At 46.1% G+C, this 17,532-nt stretch carries 14 protein-coding genes; 11 read left to right on the top strand and 3 right to left on the bottom strand.

From position 1 onward, the window contains the following. Window positions 1-193 precede the first annotated feature (193 nt). The 6 genes from cobA (at window position 194) to yiaY (ending at window position 9,123) form a co-directional block, all read left to right on the top strand. Window positions 194-1,078 carry a uroporphyrinogen-III C-methyltransferase gene (gene cobA, locus Q0852_RS04475; protein ID WP_299014452.1) on the top strand — a complete coding sequence of 295 codons (885 nt, stop codon included), beginning with the start codon at window positions 194-196 and terminating at the stop codon, window positions 1,076-1,078. Next, a complete protein-coding gene (gene nirB, locus Q0852_RS04470; protein ID WP_299014449.1) occupies window positions 1,078-3,618 on the top strand; it encodes a nitrite reductase large subunit NirB in 2,541 nt (846 codons plus the stop codon). The genes cobA and nirB overlap by 1 nt, the downstream gene beginning before the upstream one ends. 9 nt (window positions 3,619-3,627) lie before the next feature. Beyond that, a complete protein-coding gene (nirD, locus tag Q0852_RS04465; RefSeq protein ID WP_299014447.1) occupies window positions 3,628-3,957 on the top strand; it encodes a nitrite reductase small subunit NirD in 330 nt (109 codons plus the stop codon). 292 nt (window positions 3,958-4,249) lie between these two features. Next, window positions 4,250-5,722, top strand: a complete 1,473-nt coding sequence (locus tag Q0852_RS04460; protein ID WP_299014445.1) for a NarK family nitrate/nitrite MFS transporter — start codon at window positions 4,250-4,252, stop codon at window positions 5,720-5,722. A gap of 48 nt (window positions 5,723-5,770) precedes the next feature. Further along, on the top strand, window positions 5,771-7,537 hold the full coding sequence (locus Q0852_RS04455) for a bifunctional protein-serine/threonine kinase/phosphatase (protein WP_299014443.1): 1,767 nt from the start codon (window positions 5,771-5,773) through the stop codon (window positions 7,535-7,537). A gap of 437 nt (window positions 7,538-7,974) precedes the next feature. After that, window positions 7,975-9,123, top strand: a complete 1,149-nt coding sequence (yiaY, locus tag Q0852_RS04450; protein WP_299014440.1) for an L-threonine dehydrogenase — start codon at window positions 7,975-7,977, stop codon at window positions 9,121-9,123. Between the two features lie 74 nt (window positions 9,124-9,197). Here yiaY and Q0852_RS04445 read toward each other — a convergent pair whose 3' ends face one another. Together Q0852_RS04445 and Q0852_RS04440 are read right to left on the bottom strand one after the other, a co-directional pair. Next, window positions 9,198-10,325 carry a GGDEF domain-containing protein gene (locus tag Q0852_RS04445; protein WP_299014437.1) on the bottom strand — a complete coding sequence of 376 codons (1,128 nt, stop codon included), beginning with the start codon at window positions 10,323-10,325 and terminating at the stop codon, window positions 9,198-9,200. Window positions 10,326-10,346: 21 nt separating this feature from the next. Next, window positions 10,347-10,844: an oxidoreductase gene (locus Q0852_RS04440; protein ID WP_299014434.1), complete on the bottom strand. Its 498-nt coding sequence runs from the start codon at window positions 10,842-10,844 to the stop codon at window positions 10,347-10,349. A 480-nt stretch (window positions 10,845-11,324) separates the two neighbouring features. Between Q0852_RS04440 and Q0852_RS04435 the strand changes: the two genes are divergently transcribed. From Q0852_RS04435 to Q0852_RS04415, 5 genes are all read left to right on the top strand, one after another. Further along, window positions 11,325-11,981, top strand: coding sequence for an ABC transporter permease (locus tag Q0852_RS04435; protein ID WP_299014431.1), 657 nt, complete (start codon window positions 11,325-11,327; stop codon window positions 11,979-11,981). 27 nt (window positions 11,982-12,008) lie between these two features. Continuing rightward, entirely contained in the window at window positions 12,009-13,130 is a 1,122-nt protein-coding gene (locus Q0852_RS04430) for an ABC transporter ATP-binding protein (RefSeq protein ID WP_299014427.1), read from the top strand. 3 nt (window positions 13,131-13,133) lie between these two features. Then, window positions 13,134-13,865 carry an ABC transporter permease gene (locus tag Q0852_RS04425; protein ID WP_299014424.1) on the top strand — a complete coding sequence of 244 codons (732 nt, stop codon included), beginning with the start codon at window positions 13,134-13,136 and terminating at the stop codon, window positions 13,863-13,865. Window positions 13,866-13,877: 12 nt separating this feature from the next. Next, window positions 13,878-14,765, top strand: a complete 888-nt coding sequence (locus Q0852_RS04420) for a glycine betaine ABC transporter substrate-binding protein (RefSeq protein ID WP_299014421.1) — start codon at window positions 13,878-13,880, stop codon at window positions 14,763-14,765. 84 nt (window positions 14,766-14,849) lie between these two features. After that, window positions 14,850-15,692: a nitrilase-related carbon-nitrogen hydrolase gene (locus Q0852_RS04415; RefSeq protein WP_299014417.1), complete on the top strand. Its 843-nt coding sequence runs from the start codon at window positions 14,850-14,852 to the stop codon at window positions 15,690-15,692. A 184-nt stretch (window positions 15,693-15,876) separates the two neighbouring features. On the opposite strand, the gene cls is transcribed toward Q0852_RS04415, so the two are convergent. Continuing rightward, window positions 15,877-17,334, bottom strand: coding sequence for a cardiolipin synthase (gene cls, locus Q0852_RS04410; RefSeq protein ID WP_299014413.1), 1,458 nt, complete (start codon window positions 17,332-17,334; stop codon window positions 15,877-15,879). Between the last annotated feature and the right edge of the window lie 198 nt (window positions 17,335-17,532).

Below are 17,532 nucleotides of genomic sequence, written 5' to 3'. Positions count from 1 at the left end.
AACAAACTGCACAAGCGCAGAGCAAACGAGGGTGATTTGTATCGATAATTCTCCTGTTTTTATGTTTAAGTTCGGCATTTACAGTCAGGAAGTACCACTTTATTGGTAGATTTTGATGCTTTATGGCGTATGACGATGGATTGGCACCATCTTCGCTTTAGTAGATGAAAAGGAAGTGAATGGAGTGGTTGCTATGACTATTGAGCGGATTACTCAAGTAGACAAAAAAAAGATAACGGGGATGGGGTTTGTATCTTTGGTTGGGGCTGGGCCGGGTGATCCTGAACTGCTGACATTGAAGGCGCTGAAGTGTATTGAAAATGCTGATTTGATCTTATTTGATCGTTTGGTGAGCGATGAAATCAAGGCGCTGTTTCCTTCCGCAACCAAGAAAATTTATGTGGGAAAAGCCCGTCATAACCACTGTGTGCCACAGGATCAACTTAACCAATATATGGTTAATAAGGCCCGACAGGGGGTAAACATCTGTCGTATTAAAGGCGGAGATCCCTTTGTATTTGGTCGCGGCAGTGAAGAGCTACTGGTCTTGCGCCAGAATGGTGTTGACGCTGAAGTTATTCCTGGGATCACAGCGGCTTCTGGTTGTACGACTTCTGCCTGTATTCCTTTAACTCACCGTGGGCTATCAACTGGCTGTACTTTTGTTACCGGTCATCTGCAACACGGTCAGCTTGATTTGAACTGGACACAGTTAGCCAAACTGGATCACACCTTGGTGTTTTATATGGGGCTGAGCAATTTAAGTGAAATCTCCCGCCAGCTTACCGCACATGGCTTGGCTCCCCACACACCCGCGGCACTGATTGAAAACGGCTGCCAACCCCAGCAAAGGGAATTCACTGCGACATTAGCCACTTTGCCCAATGTAGCTGCGCAAGAAAAACTACAAAGTCCGACGTTGGTTGTGGTTGGTGAGGTTGTCGCTCTGGCGGCCAGTCTTCAGCCTCAAGATTATTTGTCTCAAGAGCATCTGTATCAAAAGCATCACTCTCAAAAACAGCAGTCCCCAAAAAACTGCGAAGAAATTCCAAGGATGGCACAAGAATTACGAGCTTAATGGAGAAAGTTATGAAAAGAGTCATTGTGGTTGGTAACGGAATGGTCGGACACCACTTTATTGATCAGTTGATAGAACAAGAGAAGCTAGCCGATGTCCAGGTTACCACTTTTAGTGAAGAGTCACGTTTGGCGTATGACCGCGTACAACTAAGCAGCTATTTTAGCGGAAAAACAGCCGATGAGTTAATGCTGACTTCGAGAGAATATTATGATCAGCACGGGGTGCAGCATTTTACCAACGATAGAGTTATTGCTATTGACCGACAGGCTAAAACAGTAATCAGCCAACAGGGCCGAATTGAATCTTATGACATGTTAGTTATGGCAACTGGCTCATATTCTTTTGTGCCCCCTATCCCGGGGAATAGTCTTCCTCATTGTTTGGTTTACCGCACCATTGAAGATTTGGAAGCGATCACTGCCTCGGCTAAACAAAGTGAAATCGGGGTAGTTGTTGGTGGTGGTTTGTTGGGGCTGGAGGCGGCAAATGCATTAAAACAGCTGGGCTTGGAGACGCATGTCGTTGAGTTTTCACCGCGTTTAATGGCAGTACAGGTTGATAATGGCGGTGGAGTCGTGCTGCAGGAAAAGATCGAAGCGCTTGGGGTGAAGGTACATACCGGGAAGAACACGCTTGAAATCGTCAATGGTGAGACTTGCCGCTATCGGATGAATTTTGCGGATGAGAGCTTTTTGGAAACAGACATGATTCTGTTTTCTGCTGGGATTCGCCCTCAGGATGAACTGGCTCGTAACAGTGATCTGGCACTAGGTGAAAGAGGCGGGATCATGATTAATGATCACTGCCAGACATCTGATCCGGATATTTATGCCATCGGTGAGTGCGCCCTGTGGAGCGGGCAGGTTTTCGGCTTGGTGGCTCCCGGCTATCAGATGGCAAAAGCGGCGGTCGGTCATCTTCTTGGTGACGGAAAAGCAGTTTTCACCGGCGCCGATATGAGTACCAAGCTTAAGCTGCTCGGTGTGGATGTCGCCAGTATTGGCGATGCGCATGGTAAGACGGCGGGTGCCAAAAGCTATTGTTTCACTAACGAGGCAGAGCAAGTTTACAAAAAGCTGGTGGTGAGCGAGTGTGGCAAAAAATTGTTGGGTGCTGTGATGGTCGGTGATGCGGCTGATTATGACAACTGGCTGCAGCTCTACCTTAATGGTATTGAGTTACCCGGTGCGGTTGAACATATGCTGGTGCCGCCAGCAGAGGGTGGAACGTTTTCTCTTGGTGTCGATGCACTGCTGGAAACTGCGGTGATTTGCTCGTGTTTGGATGTTACTAAAGGGCAGATATGCCGAGCCGTTCAGAGTGGTGCGAAGAGCCTTGGTGATATTAAAACGATCACTAAAGCGGCGACGGGCTGCGGTGGTTGTGCGGCTCTGGCTACTCAAGTGATCAATGCTGAGCTTGAAAACATGGGCGTTGAAGTGTGTCACGAGCTTTGTGAGCACTTCGCATATTCCCGTCAAGAGTTGGCAGATATCGTGCGGGTTAAAAAGCTCAAGACTTTTGATCAGTTGTTGGAGCATTACGGTCAGGGGCTGGGGTGCGATGTTTGCAAGCCTGCAGTGGGGTCGATACTGGCGTCTTTCTGGAATGATTACGTACTTGATGATCAACATATTGGCTTGCAAGACACTAATGATATTTTCCTCGGCAATATGCAAAAAGACGGTACTTACTCCGTTGTCCCCCGGATCCCAGGTGGGGAAATCACCCCGGATAAACTGATTGTACTGGGTAAAGTGGCCAAGGAATTTAATTTATATACCAAGATCACAGGTGGTCAGCGAGTGGATCTTTTTGGTGCTCAGCTACATGAGTTGCCATTGATTTGGAAAATGCTGGTTGAGGCGGGATTCGAAACAGGCCACGCCTACGGTAAGGCGGTGAGGACCGTGAAATCCTGTGTCGGAAGTACCTGGTGTCGCTATGGGGTAAAAGACAGTGTTGGATTCGCGGTTAATTTGGAAAATCGCTATAAGGGATTGCGGGCTCCACATAAGCTGAAATTTGCAGTGTCGGGGTGTACCCGGGAGTGTGCCGAAGCCCAGTCAAAAGATATCGGGGTGATTGCGACTGAAAATGGTTGGAATCTTTATGTTTGTGGTAATGGTGGAATGCGCCCGCGGCACGCGGATTTGTTTGACTCTGACCTTGATGACAAGACCCTGATTAGTTATATCGATCGCATTTTGATGTTTTACATTCGTACTGCTGATCGTCTGCAGCGGACATCTGTCTGGCTTGAGAACTTAGATGGAGGGCTGGATTACCTTAAAAAAGTTGTTATTGAAGACAAGCTGGGTATTGCCAGTGAGTTGGAAGCTGAAATGGATCACAACTTGAGCCTGTACCAGTGTGAATGGAAAACGACGCTGTCATCACCAGAGAAACTTAAGCGCTTCAAACACTTTGTGAACAGTCCTGAATCTGATAGCCAGCTTCGTTATGTAACCGAGAGGGGACAGCGTAGGCCAATATCCGGGAATGAGGGAATTGATGTTGTTCAGGTAACTGAATAGGAGCAGATGATGGAACAGTGGCAAACAATTTGTGAGCAGAGTGATTTGATTGGTAATACCGGTGTGTGTGCTTTAGTCGGGAAAGAGCAGGTGGCTGTATTCTATTGTGGTCAAACCCAGTCACTATATGCGATGTCCAACTATGATCCTATTGGCAAAGCGAATGTAATCTCAAGAGGGATCATGGGCTCGGTTGAAGGAGTGGCTGTTGTGGCATCACCACTTTTTAAACAGCATTTTAATCTGACGACGGGGCAGTGTCTGGAGCAGCCAGAATATCAGCTTAAAACCTACGCAGTGAGGTTGGATAAAGCAAAGGTTCAGCTTAGATTGGAATGATTTGATTAAATCGAACAAATAAAGAATGGAGCAATAAGCTCCATTTTTTATGGTTTCACCCTCTGCTCCTTTGTTTAAAGGCATCGGTTGCATAGAAAAACACAGTAAATGTGCAATATGTTGAGTTCAATGTGTGTTTTTGGTGCGTCTTTGCACTGCTTTAATCTGCTGTTTTGATAAAAATCGTTTTTTCTTTTTTTGCTAGTGTTTAAGTGGTTGTTTTTACGAGAATCTATCATTTGGCATGCTAACTGCAGTGAGCTTATCAGTCAGTTGGTAAAGGAAAGGTAAAATGACTGCTACAGGTAAGTTCAACATACTCTCTATGACCGGTAAGATGAAGATCCTTCATTTCAGCTGGTTTGCTTTTTTTATCACATTTGTCGTGTGGTTTAATTTTGCTCCTTTGTTGCAGTCGGTGAAGGAATCCCTTGGCCTGACAACCGAAGAGATAAAAACCCTGTTGATCCTTAACGTTGCGTTTACCATACCTGCACGCGTTATCATTGGTATGCTGACGGATAAATATGGCCCCCGCACAGTTTATTCAGCCTTGCTGGCAGTTTGCTCCATTCCTTGTTTTGTTTTTGCATTTGCCGATAACTTCGTTCAAGCCGCGATAGCGCGTTTTGCTCTGGGTTTTATCGGGGCGGGTTTTGTTATCGGGATCCGGTTGGTTTCAGAATGGTTTCCTCATCATGAGCTTGGTACGGCGGAAGGGATATATGGTGGCTGGGGGAACTTTGGCTCAGCCGCTGTGGCTTTTACCCTACCAACGATCGCGGTCATGTTTGGTGGGGAAGATGGCTGGCGGTATGCGATGGCGATAACCGGTGGAATGAGCCTGAGCTTTTCTTACATTTTCTACATGAATGTGACGGACACACCAAAGGGAGCGACATACTTTAAGCCAAAGAACTTAGGCGCGATGGAGGTGACTTCAAAAGGGGATTTTTATTTATTGCTGTTGATGAAGATCCCGATGTACGGTGCGCTGGCGTTACTGGCCTGGAAGCTTTCTCCGGCAGGGGTATCTTTGCTTAGTGAGTCGATGGCTACAGGGATCTACCTGATACTGGTGGCGATATACCTGTACGAAGTGGCTCAGGTATGGAAAGTGAACAAGCATATTTTCAAAGAGCCTGTACCAGAGTTGCACCAATATAAATTCAAGCAAGTTGCTATTTTGAATGTACTTTATTTTGCGACATTTGGTTCTGAGCTTGCTGTTATTTCTATGCTACCGTTGTTCTTTTCTGACACTTTTGAGCTGACTCCGGTTGTTGCGGGTATGGTGGCATCAGCCTATGCGTTTATGAACCTGATGTCCCGCCCAGGTGGCGGGTGGTTGTCTGATAAGTTTGGTCGGAAGTTTACCCTGTTGATCCTGACTGCGGGATTGGCGGCGGGCTATTTCCTTATGGGGATGGTAGATAGCAGCTGGCCGGTATGGCTGGCCGTTATGGCGGCGATGGCTTGTTCTTTCTTTGTTCAGTCTGGTGAAGGGGCTGTATTTGCCACCGTTCCTTTAATTAAGCGCCGAATGACAGGCCAGATTGCTGGAATGACCGGGGCTTATGGCAATGTTGGAGCTGTGGTTTATCTCACCATTTTATCGGTAGTCGATTACAGTACGTTTTTCTATGTGATAGCGGTGACGGCTTTGATTGGTTTTGTCACACTCTTAATGATGGAAGAACCATCAGGTCAGATTGCCGAAGTAAATGAAGACGGTAGCGTAACTATGATAGATGTTGCCAATTAGGCTTTGATGAGGCTGTCTCTAGTTGGTGGCAGCCCTTCCAGGAGATGAATGATGGCGATAGCAATGGAAATATCAGAGTTGCCTGCCGATGAGCTTCAGGTATCGCTGGGAGGGTATTCCAGTGCCGGCTGCCGGAAAGCTAATCAGGATGCATTTGCTGTAAAGAATCCTAAGCGTCAAAGCGTAATGAAATATAAAGGTGTGGTGGCGTGTATTGCTGACGGCGTTAGTTGTAGCGAAAACGGGCAGCAGGCTAGCCACACCAGCGTAACTCAGTTTATTGAAGAATATTACAGTACTCCGAACAGCTGGGGAGTCAGGCATGCTGCTGCCAAGGTGCTCCGGGCTCTAAATAATTGGTTGTATTTTCACGGCATCCAGAGTGATTTGCGCCATAACGGGCTGGTAACGACTTTCAGTAGTGTGATTGTGAAATCTAACACGGCTCATTTGCTCCATATCGGCGATAGTCGGATTTATTGCTATCGTCGCAACAGGCTGATCCAGTTGACGCAGGATCATTGTCGGAAACAGGGTAAACAGAGTCATTTTCTGACCCGGGCTTTGGGGATGGATAGTCGCTTGGAAGTGGATTACCGGCAAGAGGCTGTAGAAGTCGGTGATATCTTTGTGATGTCAACCGATGGCCTCCATGACTGGCTTACCGAGGATGAACTGACAGAATTGCTGGTGCTTGATGAGCTAACGCTGGAAGCTCGTGCGACGACAATTGTTGAGCGGGCAAAGGAAAATGGCAGTACAGATAACCTGACCTGCCTGTTAGTAAGGATAGATGCAGTTCCAGAAGAAGATATGCAGGAAGTGGAAAGAAAGCTGACCCAGAGGTTGATACCTCCGGTAATGCGCGAAGGAAACCGGATCGATCAATATGAAATAACCCGCACTCTCCACTGCGGGCCTCGCAGCCACGTTTACCTTGCCAAGAGTCAATTTGATGGCAGAGAGTATGTATTAAAAGCGCCATCACAAAACTTTTCTGATGATTTACTGTATTTACAGGGCTTTGTTCGCGAAGGGTGGGTGGGTAACCAAATCGATCATCCATCGGTGATGCGTATACACAGGTATTCTGAGGTATCGCCATTTATGTATCATGTCTGTGATTTTGTGAAAGGAAAGAATCTCAGACAATGGATGTTTGATAATCCGGAGCCAACGCTGGATGAGGTCCGTGTTATTGCTGTTGAATTAATAAAATCGTTACGGTACTTGCAGCGGATGGGCATTGTTCATCGCGACCTGAAGCCTGAAAATATTATTTTGACGGATACCGGAGCAGCCGTAATTATCGATTTTGGAACTGTTCAGGTTGAAGGGTTTGAAGATATCGCAGGTGCGATCAAAGAGGTCGTGCCCATGGGAGATGCCGATTATATCGCGCCGGAATATTTAGCCGGGGAAAAAGCAACGTCTTACTCGGATCTGTATTCAATCGGTATTATCGTTTATGAAATGCTGACGGGCAGTAAGCCATATAAGCGGAATCACTCGCTTGTTTTTGACAGACAATCGCAGCATCAAGATTATCGTTATATGTCTGCAAGGGTTTTCCGCAATGATATACCGGCGTGGATGGATCTGGTTTTGAAAAAAGTGTGCCATCCTTCGCCACAGCTTCGTTACCAGGTGATGTCTGAATTTATTCAGGACTTATTAACGCCTAACCCAACGATCTTGAAAGAACTAAAAGTTTCCCCTCTGATCGAACGAAACCCATTGCTTGCTTGGAAAGCAATGGTGGCTATGTTAGGTATCATCGTGCTCGTAGAGACGTATTATCTGATTATCAATTAGCAACTGTATTTCAATTACGTTTGCCTAGACATGGGCTTCGTTTGGTCCGAGACGGCAATTAAACATTTCTTTTTATTCCACCCAATAAAGTGCCAGAAAGATAGCTGACATGGTTTGGCATTTTTTAATGTGCGCATACTCTCATTTACCCGCTGAGATAGATGACTAAGCGAAACCAACTGTTTACTGCAATAAACAATAAACTCAGTAAATGTATCGAAAAAGTGATCAATTTCAAAAAAATTAACCTGATTAAACATCTGCGTTTCATAATTTGTTTGAGATCAAATTGTTGCACATTTCGACGGTGTTAGATATGTACACCTAGCCCGAACGGGGTATCCAAGATACTCATTACAGGTAGTTGCTGAAGCATGAATGAAGTTAAAGATTCATCAGCTAAAGTAATTAGTATTTGATAATTATGGAGAATCAATATGAGTAGTGCATTTTTTATCCCAACTGTTAACCTGATGGGTGCTGGTTGTCTGACTGATGCAGCGAATGCAGTAAAAGAACAAGGCTTCAAAAAAGCACTGATCGTATCGGATAAAGTGCTGTCTCAAATCGGCATGATTAAGCAGGTTGCAGATCTTCTTGCTGAGCGTGGCGTAGAATCTGTTGTTTTTGACGGTACACAACCAAACCCTACAATTGGTAACGTTGAAGCAGGTCTAGCACTACTGAAAGAAAACGATTGTGATTTCGTTATCTCTCTTGGTGGTGGTTCTCCACACGATTGTGCAAAAGGTATTGCACTTGTTGCTTCTAACGGCGGTAAGATTGGTGACTACGAAGGTGTTGACCAGTCAGCTAAGCCTCAGCTACCACTAATCGCAATTAACACAACAGCGGGTACTGCATCTGAAATGACTCGTTTTTGCATCATTACTGATGAAGAGCGTCACATTAAGATGGCTATCGTAGATAAGAACACAACTCCGCTAATGTCTGTGAATGATCCTGAGCTAATGCTTGCTAAGCCAGCATCTCTGACAGCTGCAACAGGTATGGATGCACTGACTCACGCAATCGAAGCTTATGTTTCTACTGCGGCTACACCTATTACTGATGCAGTTGCAATTAAGGCGATTGAACTAATTCAAGGTCACCTGCGCACAGCTGTAAACGATGGTAAGAATCTGGAAGCACGTGAGCAAATGGCATACGCACAGTTCATGGCGGGTATGGCATTCAACAACGCTTCTTTGGGTTATGTTCACGCAATGGCGCACCAGTTAGGTGGCTTCTACGATCTGCCACACGGTGTATGTAATGCAGTACTTCTACCACACGTTCAGCGCTACAATGCACAGGTTTGTCCTGAGCGTCTGCTTGATGTTGCTAAGGCAATGGGCGTAAGCGTTGAAGGTATGACTGCTGAGCAAGGTGCGGAAGCAGCACTAGAAGCTATCCAGGCACTGTCTAAAGATGTAGGTATTCCAGCTGGCCTTACACAGCTGGGTGCGAAGGCGGAAGACATCGCTGTATTGGCAGACAACGCACTGAAAGATGCGTGTGGTTTTACCAACCCTAAGCAAGCGACTCACGAAGAGATTTCTGAAATCTATACTGCGGCAATGTAATTTAGCCCGGTTAGTGAGCAAACAAATAAAGCGGTCGTATGACCGCTTTTTTTATGTTTGGAGAATTAGCATGATTAGCAAACAACACGCTCAAGCCTTGAGTCGATAGATTTATCGTAATGGTTTAAGCCGTCTTTTCCTTTTTGCTTCACTTCATACATTGCGAAATCAGCCTGTTTAAGTACCTCTGATACAGACTTGGCGCTGCTGGGAAAGTGGCTGACACCAATACTGGCCGAAATGGAATGGAACTGGCCGCCAAATCTGACTGGTTGGCGTAGTGTTTCAACCAGTTGCTCACAAAGGTTGCAGCCTGGCAGCGGTGCGCCTGACGGGGTGCAAAGCTCGATAATGGCAAACTCGTCTCCCCCCATTCGGGCTGCATAGTAGCTATTGCAGGTTAAGTGCGATAGACGTCGCCCGACTTCAATTAGTAATTCATCGCCGGCATGGTGCCCTAAGGTATCATTAATACTTTTGAAGCCATCAAGATCGATCAGATAGAAGGTAAAGGGGTAATTTAGGTGCTCAAGATCCTTTAGTTTCTGGTTGAGCCATAAGCGGTTGTGAATGCCGGTCAGGGAATCATTTATTGCCAGCTTATGATGGGTTTGAGATTCGCGCAGTAGGAGATACGCTGTGAGGCATCCCATGAGCAGCATGGCAAGTAATAAGCAGTAAATGATTGTTTCGACCTCTGAGATTGCATGGATCCGATCACCAAGGTCTCCACTCGAGAGCCGAAACTTATAGTTTAGAAAAATAATCAGATTTTCATAATCTTCCCGAAAGATCTCGAGTAATGGCTGTACATTATGGTTGTCGGGCAGATCGAGTAAAGCGGGTTCAAGCTGCTTTATGAGCTGAAAATGTGTATAGACTTCATTGTAAGCCCCCTTGAACTGATCAAAATGTATAACCTGGCCGTTATTAATGATGGTATTGAAGCGGCTCCATAATATTTCATATTGAATCATCATGTCGTTATGGTCGCTTTGACCAAACTGGTAGCTTTGAAGCTGATAAACGAATTCTGAATATTCTTTTGTTAGTTGCAGAACGAACCAGATGGCCTCGTTCTGGCTTTTTGAAACGATTTCAGAGTTATCTTTCAGGTGAGTGACTGCTATGAGAGTGCTGCACATCAACAGCGATGTGATGATATAAAGCCCTCTTTTTATCCACTTTTGTTGTGTGGTCAATAACTTACTTCTGGCCATACATTAGTTCGCTATGATGTGTTCTAATTGCCAAACCATTTTGGCAAGGTTTTGGCTTTGGCCCAACTCAGGATATTGGTCAATGGAAAAGACCAACCAATAAGGGCCGTAATCCCGGATTCGTAGGTACTCGCCATCTTTCGCTATTGCAATGATAGGTTGATATTTTTCAATATGTTGCTTGCTGACTTCTGCAGAATAATCATTAAGTGCACTCATTTTGATAAGTGCAGGTTCAAGTTGGTAGGCGCTGAGTAATGTGGTTAGTTTTACCCCTTTGAATTTTGCCTGTCCTTTAAACCATGGAAGATGGGTAGTCAGTGTACTTTGCGGGAGTTGTTCGATTTGTTTTCGGGTAAGGGTGATAGTGACATACTCACCTGAGGTGTTGCGACCTTCTAAGCTCAGGGTAGTTTCATAAGCTTGAGTTGGTGGTGAAAACGCGATTACCAACGTGAAGGCAAGTAACTGGGCAGTAAAAAATGACAACCTGATGGACATCCTGACACCTCATTATGGTTATCGTTAAAGCGGTATTGCTCCATCACTTATATGTTCATTGTTGCATTTAAATTAAAGCAAAAGTTGAACTTTTAGTACATGTTTTTTGTATCTTCTAGCCGGAGAATAATAAACACACTCAATGTTAGAGTGTGATCGAGCTCGACGGTTTTTTGACATTTTAGCCAAAAAGCCGTAGATGAAATCCTTTTTCTATGCTCTTTTGCCGGTTTTTTGACCGTTCTTGATGAGAAAGATCAAAATAAAAGGGGAATAACTTGAGCTCGTACCGCCAACTCAATAGAATCAGCCCTCATTTTGTCATTCGCCAGTAAGCGTTTTGGTTGAATGACGCTAATGGCTATATGCCATGCCTGTCAGGGCTTGCCCCTGCCTATATAACCCCTTGGTTGTATCTAAGCGCTTGGATGCGCATTCTGAAAACAATCTGTGTTTAACCTTTTTATCCAGAGGTGCAAATTGGAAATTTTCAATTTCATTCTGGACAACTGGGAAATCATAGCGTCTCGTACTGTTGAACACCTGTCACTGGTTAGCCTTGCGGTTGGCCTGGCGATTTTGACTGGTGTACCGGTAGGGGTAGCTATTACCCAGAATCAGCGTGCAGCTAATATCGTGCTGTATGTTGCGTCCATCATTATTACGATTCCGTCCATTGCTTTGTTCGGGATTATGATCCCTGTATTGTCGATGATCGGCCAGGGTATCGGCTATTTACCGGCGGTAATAGCGGTATTGCTGTACTCTCAGTTGCCTATCATCCGAAACACTTATACCGCCATTAATAACGTAGATCCGGCATTGAGAGAAGCCGCCCGCGGTATAGGCCTGACCAATATGCAGCGATTGCGTATGGTTGAAATCCCATTGGCGATTCCGGTGATCATGGCCGGTGTTCGAACCGCTGTTGTGATGAACATCGGTGTAATGGCGATTGCTACTTATATCGGTGCAGGTGGTCTGGGGACATTTATTTCCCGCGGAATTAGCCAGTCTGATCCGCGTCAGCTGATCGTTGGTGCTCTGGCTGTGAGTTTGCTGGCCATTTTTGCTGACACCATGTTGGCAATGGTGCAGAAGAAGTTTACGCCGAAAGGTGTCGTCGTCCACGGCTAAAGATTTACGAATTAAGAGGGTGTTTTCATGATCAAACTTGAGAACCTGACAAAAATTTTCGAGACACCACAGGGCGTGGTGACGGCTGCCGACCATATCAACATGGAAGTACCAACTGGCGAGATTTGTGTTCTGCTGGGTCCATCAGGTTGCGGTAAAACAACAACGCTGAAAATGATTAACCGTCTGGTTACGCCGACTTCAGGCAAAGTCTTCATCAATGGTGAAGATACGACGGGTATTGATACTGTAACGCTGCGCCGTAACATTGGCTATGTTATCCAGCAGATTGGTCTGTTCCCTAATATGACTATCGAAGAGAACATTGCCCTGATCCCTAAGCTGATGGGCTGGGATCCAAAACGCTGTACTAATCGTGCGAAAGATCTGCTGGATATGGTGGCATTGGATCCAAATGCGTTCATGAAGCGTTATCCGAACGAGTTATCGGGCGGCCAGCAACAACGTGTTGGTGTGGTTCGAGCTTTGGCGGCAGATGCGCCGGTTCTGTTAATGGATGAACCGTTCGGTGCGATCGATCCGATCAACCGTGAAGTGATTCAGGAAGAGTTCCTGAAAATGAACAAAGAGCTGCAAAAGACCATCATGTTTGTTTCTCACGATATTGATGAAGCGGTGAAAATGGCAAACAAGGTGGCGATTTTCCGTGACGGCCAGCTAGAGCAATATGCTAGCCCGGATCAGCTGCTGGCACATCCTGCAACGGATTTTGTGGCTGACTTTGTTGGTACTGACCGTACTTTGAAGCGCTTGCAGCTTTCTACTGCGGGTGAAGTGATGGAGCGTCAGGTTCCGACTGTTACACCTGAGGATAACCTGGACCTGGCGAAGCAGCGCATGGATGAGTATGGCCATGGCATGATCGTAATGGTTAACAAGCAGCATCAGCCTGTGGGTGTGATTAACAAGAGTGTTGCGTCAAGCCAGCGCGGCTTGTGTGGCGAGCACTTTGATGGTCTGCCAATCCTGATGAAGCAGGAGCAGGATCTGCGAGCGGTAGTTTCTAAGATGTTTGCCCATGATATCAGCTGGCTGGCTGTGGTTGATGAACAGGGCCGCCTGAGTGGTGAAATTTCACAGCGTGGTATTACTCACCACCTGGGAGCCAGTTTCCGTACCAAGGGGTAAGCGATGAAGTCGATTAATCTGAGTCCTTACTTCAATGCATTGATGTTCTTCGTCGTCTTTATCATGGGGATCTGGGCGCAGTCATCAGGTTTTGTTGACCAGTTTGTTTTTTACTGGGATGAGATCCTGTACTTGTCGGGTCACCACATGAAGCTGACCCTGATTTCCGGCTCAATTGCCGTGATGATTGGTGTGCCGCTAGGTGTGTTACTGAGTCGTCCGTACTGTCGTCGTTATGCTGATTTCTTTATGCAAATCTTTAATATCGGCACAACGGTACCGACGCTAGCGGTACTGGCACTGGCAATGAGCTTCCTTGGTATCGGTGACTCGCCAGCGATTTTTGCTTTGGCTATCGCTTCGGTTCTACCGATTTTGCGTAATACCTACACTGGTTTGATTTCGGTGCCTGTACACCTGAAAGAAGCGGCAACGGGTATTGGCCTGACGCCATGGCAGCAGCTGATCAAAGTTGAACTGCCTAATGCACTTTACGTGATTATGGCTGGTATCCGTACTGCGATTGCCATCAATATCGGTACTGTTCCGCTGGCATTCCAGATTGGTGGCACAGGCTTAGGCGAATTGATTTTCGCAGGTATCGATTTGTACGATACACCGATGATGCTGGCCGGTGCGATTCCGACGGCTGTACTGGCTCTGATCGCCGATATCTTGCTGGGTATGCTGACATTCGTGATTGTCAGCAAGGGCGTTAACCCTAACCGTAACTAAGGAGTCTGAAATATGACGTTTATTTCTCGTATTATGGCTGCGGTAGTGGTTTTGACTTTGTCCCAGACAGCAATGGCTGCCACATTGGTTGTTGGCGGTAAGGGGTTTACTGAGCAGCTGATCATGTCGTCAATGACAGCACAGTACTTACAAGGTCTGGGTTACGAAGTTGATCAGCGAGACGGTATGGGTTCGACTGTACTGCGTACTGCTCAGGAAAATGGTCAGATTGACCTGTACTGGGAATATACCGGTACCGGTCTTATCACTTACAACAAAGTGACTGATAAGCTGAGTCCTGAAGAAACCTATAATCGTGTTAAGTCACTTGATGCTAAAAAAGGCCTGATCTGGCTTAATCCGTCCAAGGCGAATAATACTTATGCGCTGGCGATGCGCAAAGACTTTGCTGAAGAAAAGGGACTGAAAACCATCAGCGATATGATGGCCTGGCTTCAGAGTGAAGATGGCGAAAATGCCTTGCTGGCGAGTAATATTGAATTTTCGGCTCGTGCGGATGGACTGAAATCGTTGCTTACTGCCTACCAGTTTGAGATGCCTCGCCGTAACCTGAAGAAAATGAACTCGGGACTGGTGTATCAAGCATTGGCTCAGGAAGTAGTTGATATATCAATGGTATTTGCAACTGATGGCCGGGTGAAGGCATTCAACTTCTATGTCCTGCAAGATGACCGCCAACACTTCCCGAACTATGCGCTAACACCTGTAGTTCGTCAGGACACGCTTGCTGCCAACCCGCAACTAGCTGATCAGCTTAATGCGTTGGGCAAGTTGATGAATGATGATGTTATGGCTGGCTTGAATGCGCAGGTTGATGTCGACGGTCTGTCGATTGAGCGTGTTGCCCAAGATTTTCTGAAACAGAATAGCTTGTTGTAATAATAAATTGGCAAGGAAAGGCCGGCTCCCTGAGTGTAGACCCAGAGTGCTGGCCTTTTTATTATGCCTAACACTTGATGAAGCATGATGATGAAAAATGAATTAAAAGTCGGTGTTGCCCAGATTGCACCGGTATTGGGTGATGTTGCGACCAACCTTGAAAAGCACCTTAGTTATATAGAAGCGGCAAGGGAAGAGGGAATTGAACTGTTACTTTTCCCTGAATTGTCGCTAACCGGTTATAGCCTTCAGGAAAAAACACTGGATATAGCGATGAATGTTTCGTCTGGTGTTTTGGATGAACTGGCGGCAGCCGCTGGTGAGATGGCTGTGTGCTTTGGCTTTGTTGAAGAATCCGCTCCGGGGGAGTTTTACAATGCGCAGGGTATGGTAAAAAATGGCCAACTGATCCACTTGCACCGTAAACTGAACCTGCCGAACTATGGTGGTCTGGAAGAAGCGAAGTGGTACAGCAAGGGACAGGATCTTGAGCCGTGTGAACCATTTTCTGGCTGGCTGACTCACACTCTGATCTGTGCTGATCTCTGGAATCCGGCTCTACCGCATTTGGCTATGCTCGACAAGCCCGCTTTGATGTTGGCTCCGGTTAATTCGGCCGCTGATATTGTATCGGATGAGTTTTCTAATCCGCAGGGATGGAAAACCAACACTGATTTCATTTCCATGACCTATGGTGTTCCTTTGCTGATGGCGAATAGTTGTGCCCGCGAAGGCAATAGCCAGTTCTGGGGCGGCTCGCGTATTATGGATGCTTTTGGTAACTGTATTGCCGAGGCTGGCATGGAAGAAACGTTGATTTCTGGTGTGGTGAAACTGTCTGATACCCGTTCAGCTCGTTTCCAGCTGCCGACTATCCGAGATGCTGATAACAGACTCGTAATGGATCTGTTGAAAAAACGAATTTAATGCTAATTGATATAACTATCTGATTTGCATGTTCAGGTGGTATAGCATTTAAGTGAAATGACAGGCAGGCAATTTTATTGCCAGCCTGTTTTTTTTATGGAGATGAAAGTCGTTTTACAGTTCTGATACCAAACTGAATAATATCAACCGGAATAAGCAAGAGTTCATATTATTGCGCAGGAAGCTAAAGCAGCGGGCTGAACATATAGAAAAATTGCTCGCTGAGTTTTTTGACTACCGGGCGCTTTTCCCATTCTTCAAGCTGGATATGGGTTGAATTGCGGATATATTCCTGCTGTAGCCAGCTGAGTTGACGGGTAAATTCTGGATTATCAACCGCGAGGGTAACTTCGAAGTTGAGCCATAAGCTGCGCATATCAAGATTTACCGTACCAATCAGGCAGTGGGTATTATCAATAATGACCGACTTGGTATGTAACAGGCCGCCATGAAAGCGGTGGATTTTCACTCCTGCCGTTAGTAGCTCGGTAAAGAAAGAGCGGCTGGCCCATTCCACCATCACGGAATCATTTTTATCCGGTATGACGATGTGCACACTGATGCCTCGTTCTGCTGCACTTTCAAGGGCATGGAGCAGGTTTTCACTCGGGACAAAATAAGGTGTGGTGATCACGATACTTTCTTTGGCCTGGTAAATACTGAGCAACAGTACCTGATGGATGATTTCATCGGGCATACCGGGACCGGATGGGATCACCTGAATGATTTCATGCTTTTCTGTCGCTGTGCTGACTTCTTCTGTAGGCAGTTCCGGCAGGAAGCGTTTACCGGTTTCCACTTCCCAGTCCCAGGCCTGAATACAGTTAAGCACCGGAACACAAGGGCCGGTCAGTCTGACCATCACATCAATCCACTGGCCGACACCGGCATCTGTTTTAAAGTGTTCAGGATCAACCAGATTCATCGAGCCTGTATAGGCTATCTTATTATCAATTACCACAATTTTGCGGTGCTGGCGCAGATCTAGCCGGCGCAGGAACATCCTCAATGGTGATACCGCAAGTGCTTCTGTTATTTCAATTCCCGCCTGACGCATTAAGCTCGGCCAATAGGAGCGGAAAAAGCGGATGCTGCCTGCGGCATCAAGTAACAGTTTGACGGAAACACCGCGTTTGGCTGCAATGATTAGAGAAGAGGCTACCTCGTCGGCTAGTCCGCCCGGATGCCAGATATAAAATTCCAGATGGATGCTTTTTTGAGCGTGGTGAATATCTTTAATGATAGAACGCAGGATTTGATGCGGGGAATCCTGAAGGGACATGCTGTTGCCACAAAGTGCCGGAAGGCCAAGTCTGTTTTCGCATAAATCACTGATAGGGCGGGCCTGGTGGCTCATTTGTTGTGGCTGGTGACCGGGGCAGTCATTGAGGCGTTGAAACCAGTCGGCAAATGGCTGGAACATATCTTTTGCCCGTTCGGCACGTTTTCTTCCCAGATTAAGTTCTCCTACCAATAAATAGGCAAAAACACCGCCAATTGGAATGATGTAGATGATCATCAGCCAGGCAAGGGAGACACCGACAACACGGCGTTTGAATACGACACGCATCGTAACACCAGCAATTACTAGCCAGTAAAAAAAGACTCCGGCCCAAACGAGCACTTGATAAAACTGTTCCATGTGAGTGGGTTATCTAATTTAACAGAGTTGTATTCCTACTATTCTGCATTGAAATTCCAGGAATACCAACGTTATCTTGCCGAAGAGTTACTTTTCACCAGTTCACTTAACAAAAGTAAAACAATGAAATTGAAATTGATTAAATTGCAAACGGTTTTTTTGGTTTTAAGGTAAAATAGTGGTGGTTAATCAAAAATT

The sequence above is a fragment of the uncultured Photobacterium sp. genome, assembly GCF_947502415.1.
Lineage (GTDB): Bacteria > Pseudomonadota > Gammaproteobacteria > Enterobacterales > Vibrionaceae > Photobacterium.
The sequence above is the reverse complement of the archived record's forward strand: the minus strand, read 5'-3'. Positions and strand labels throughout refer to the sequence as shown.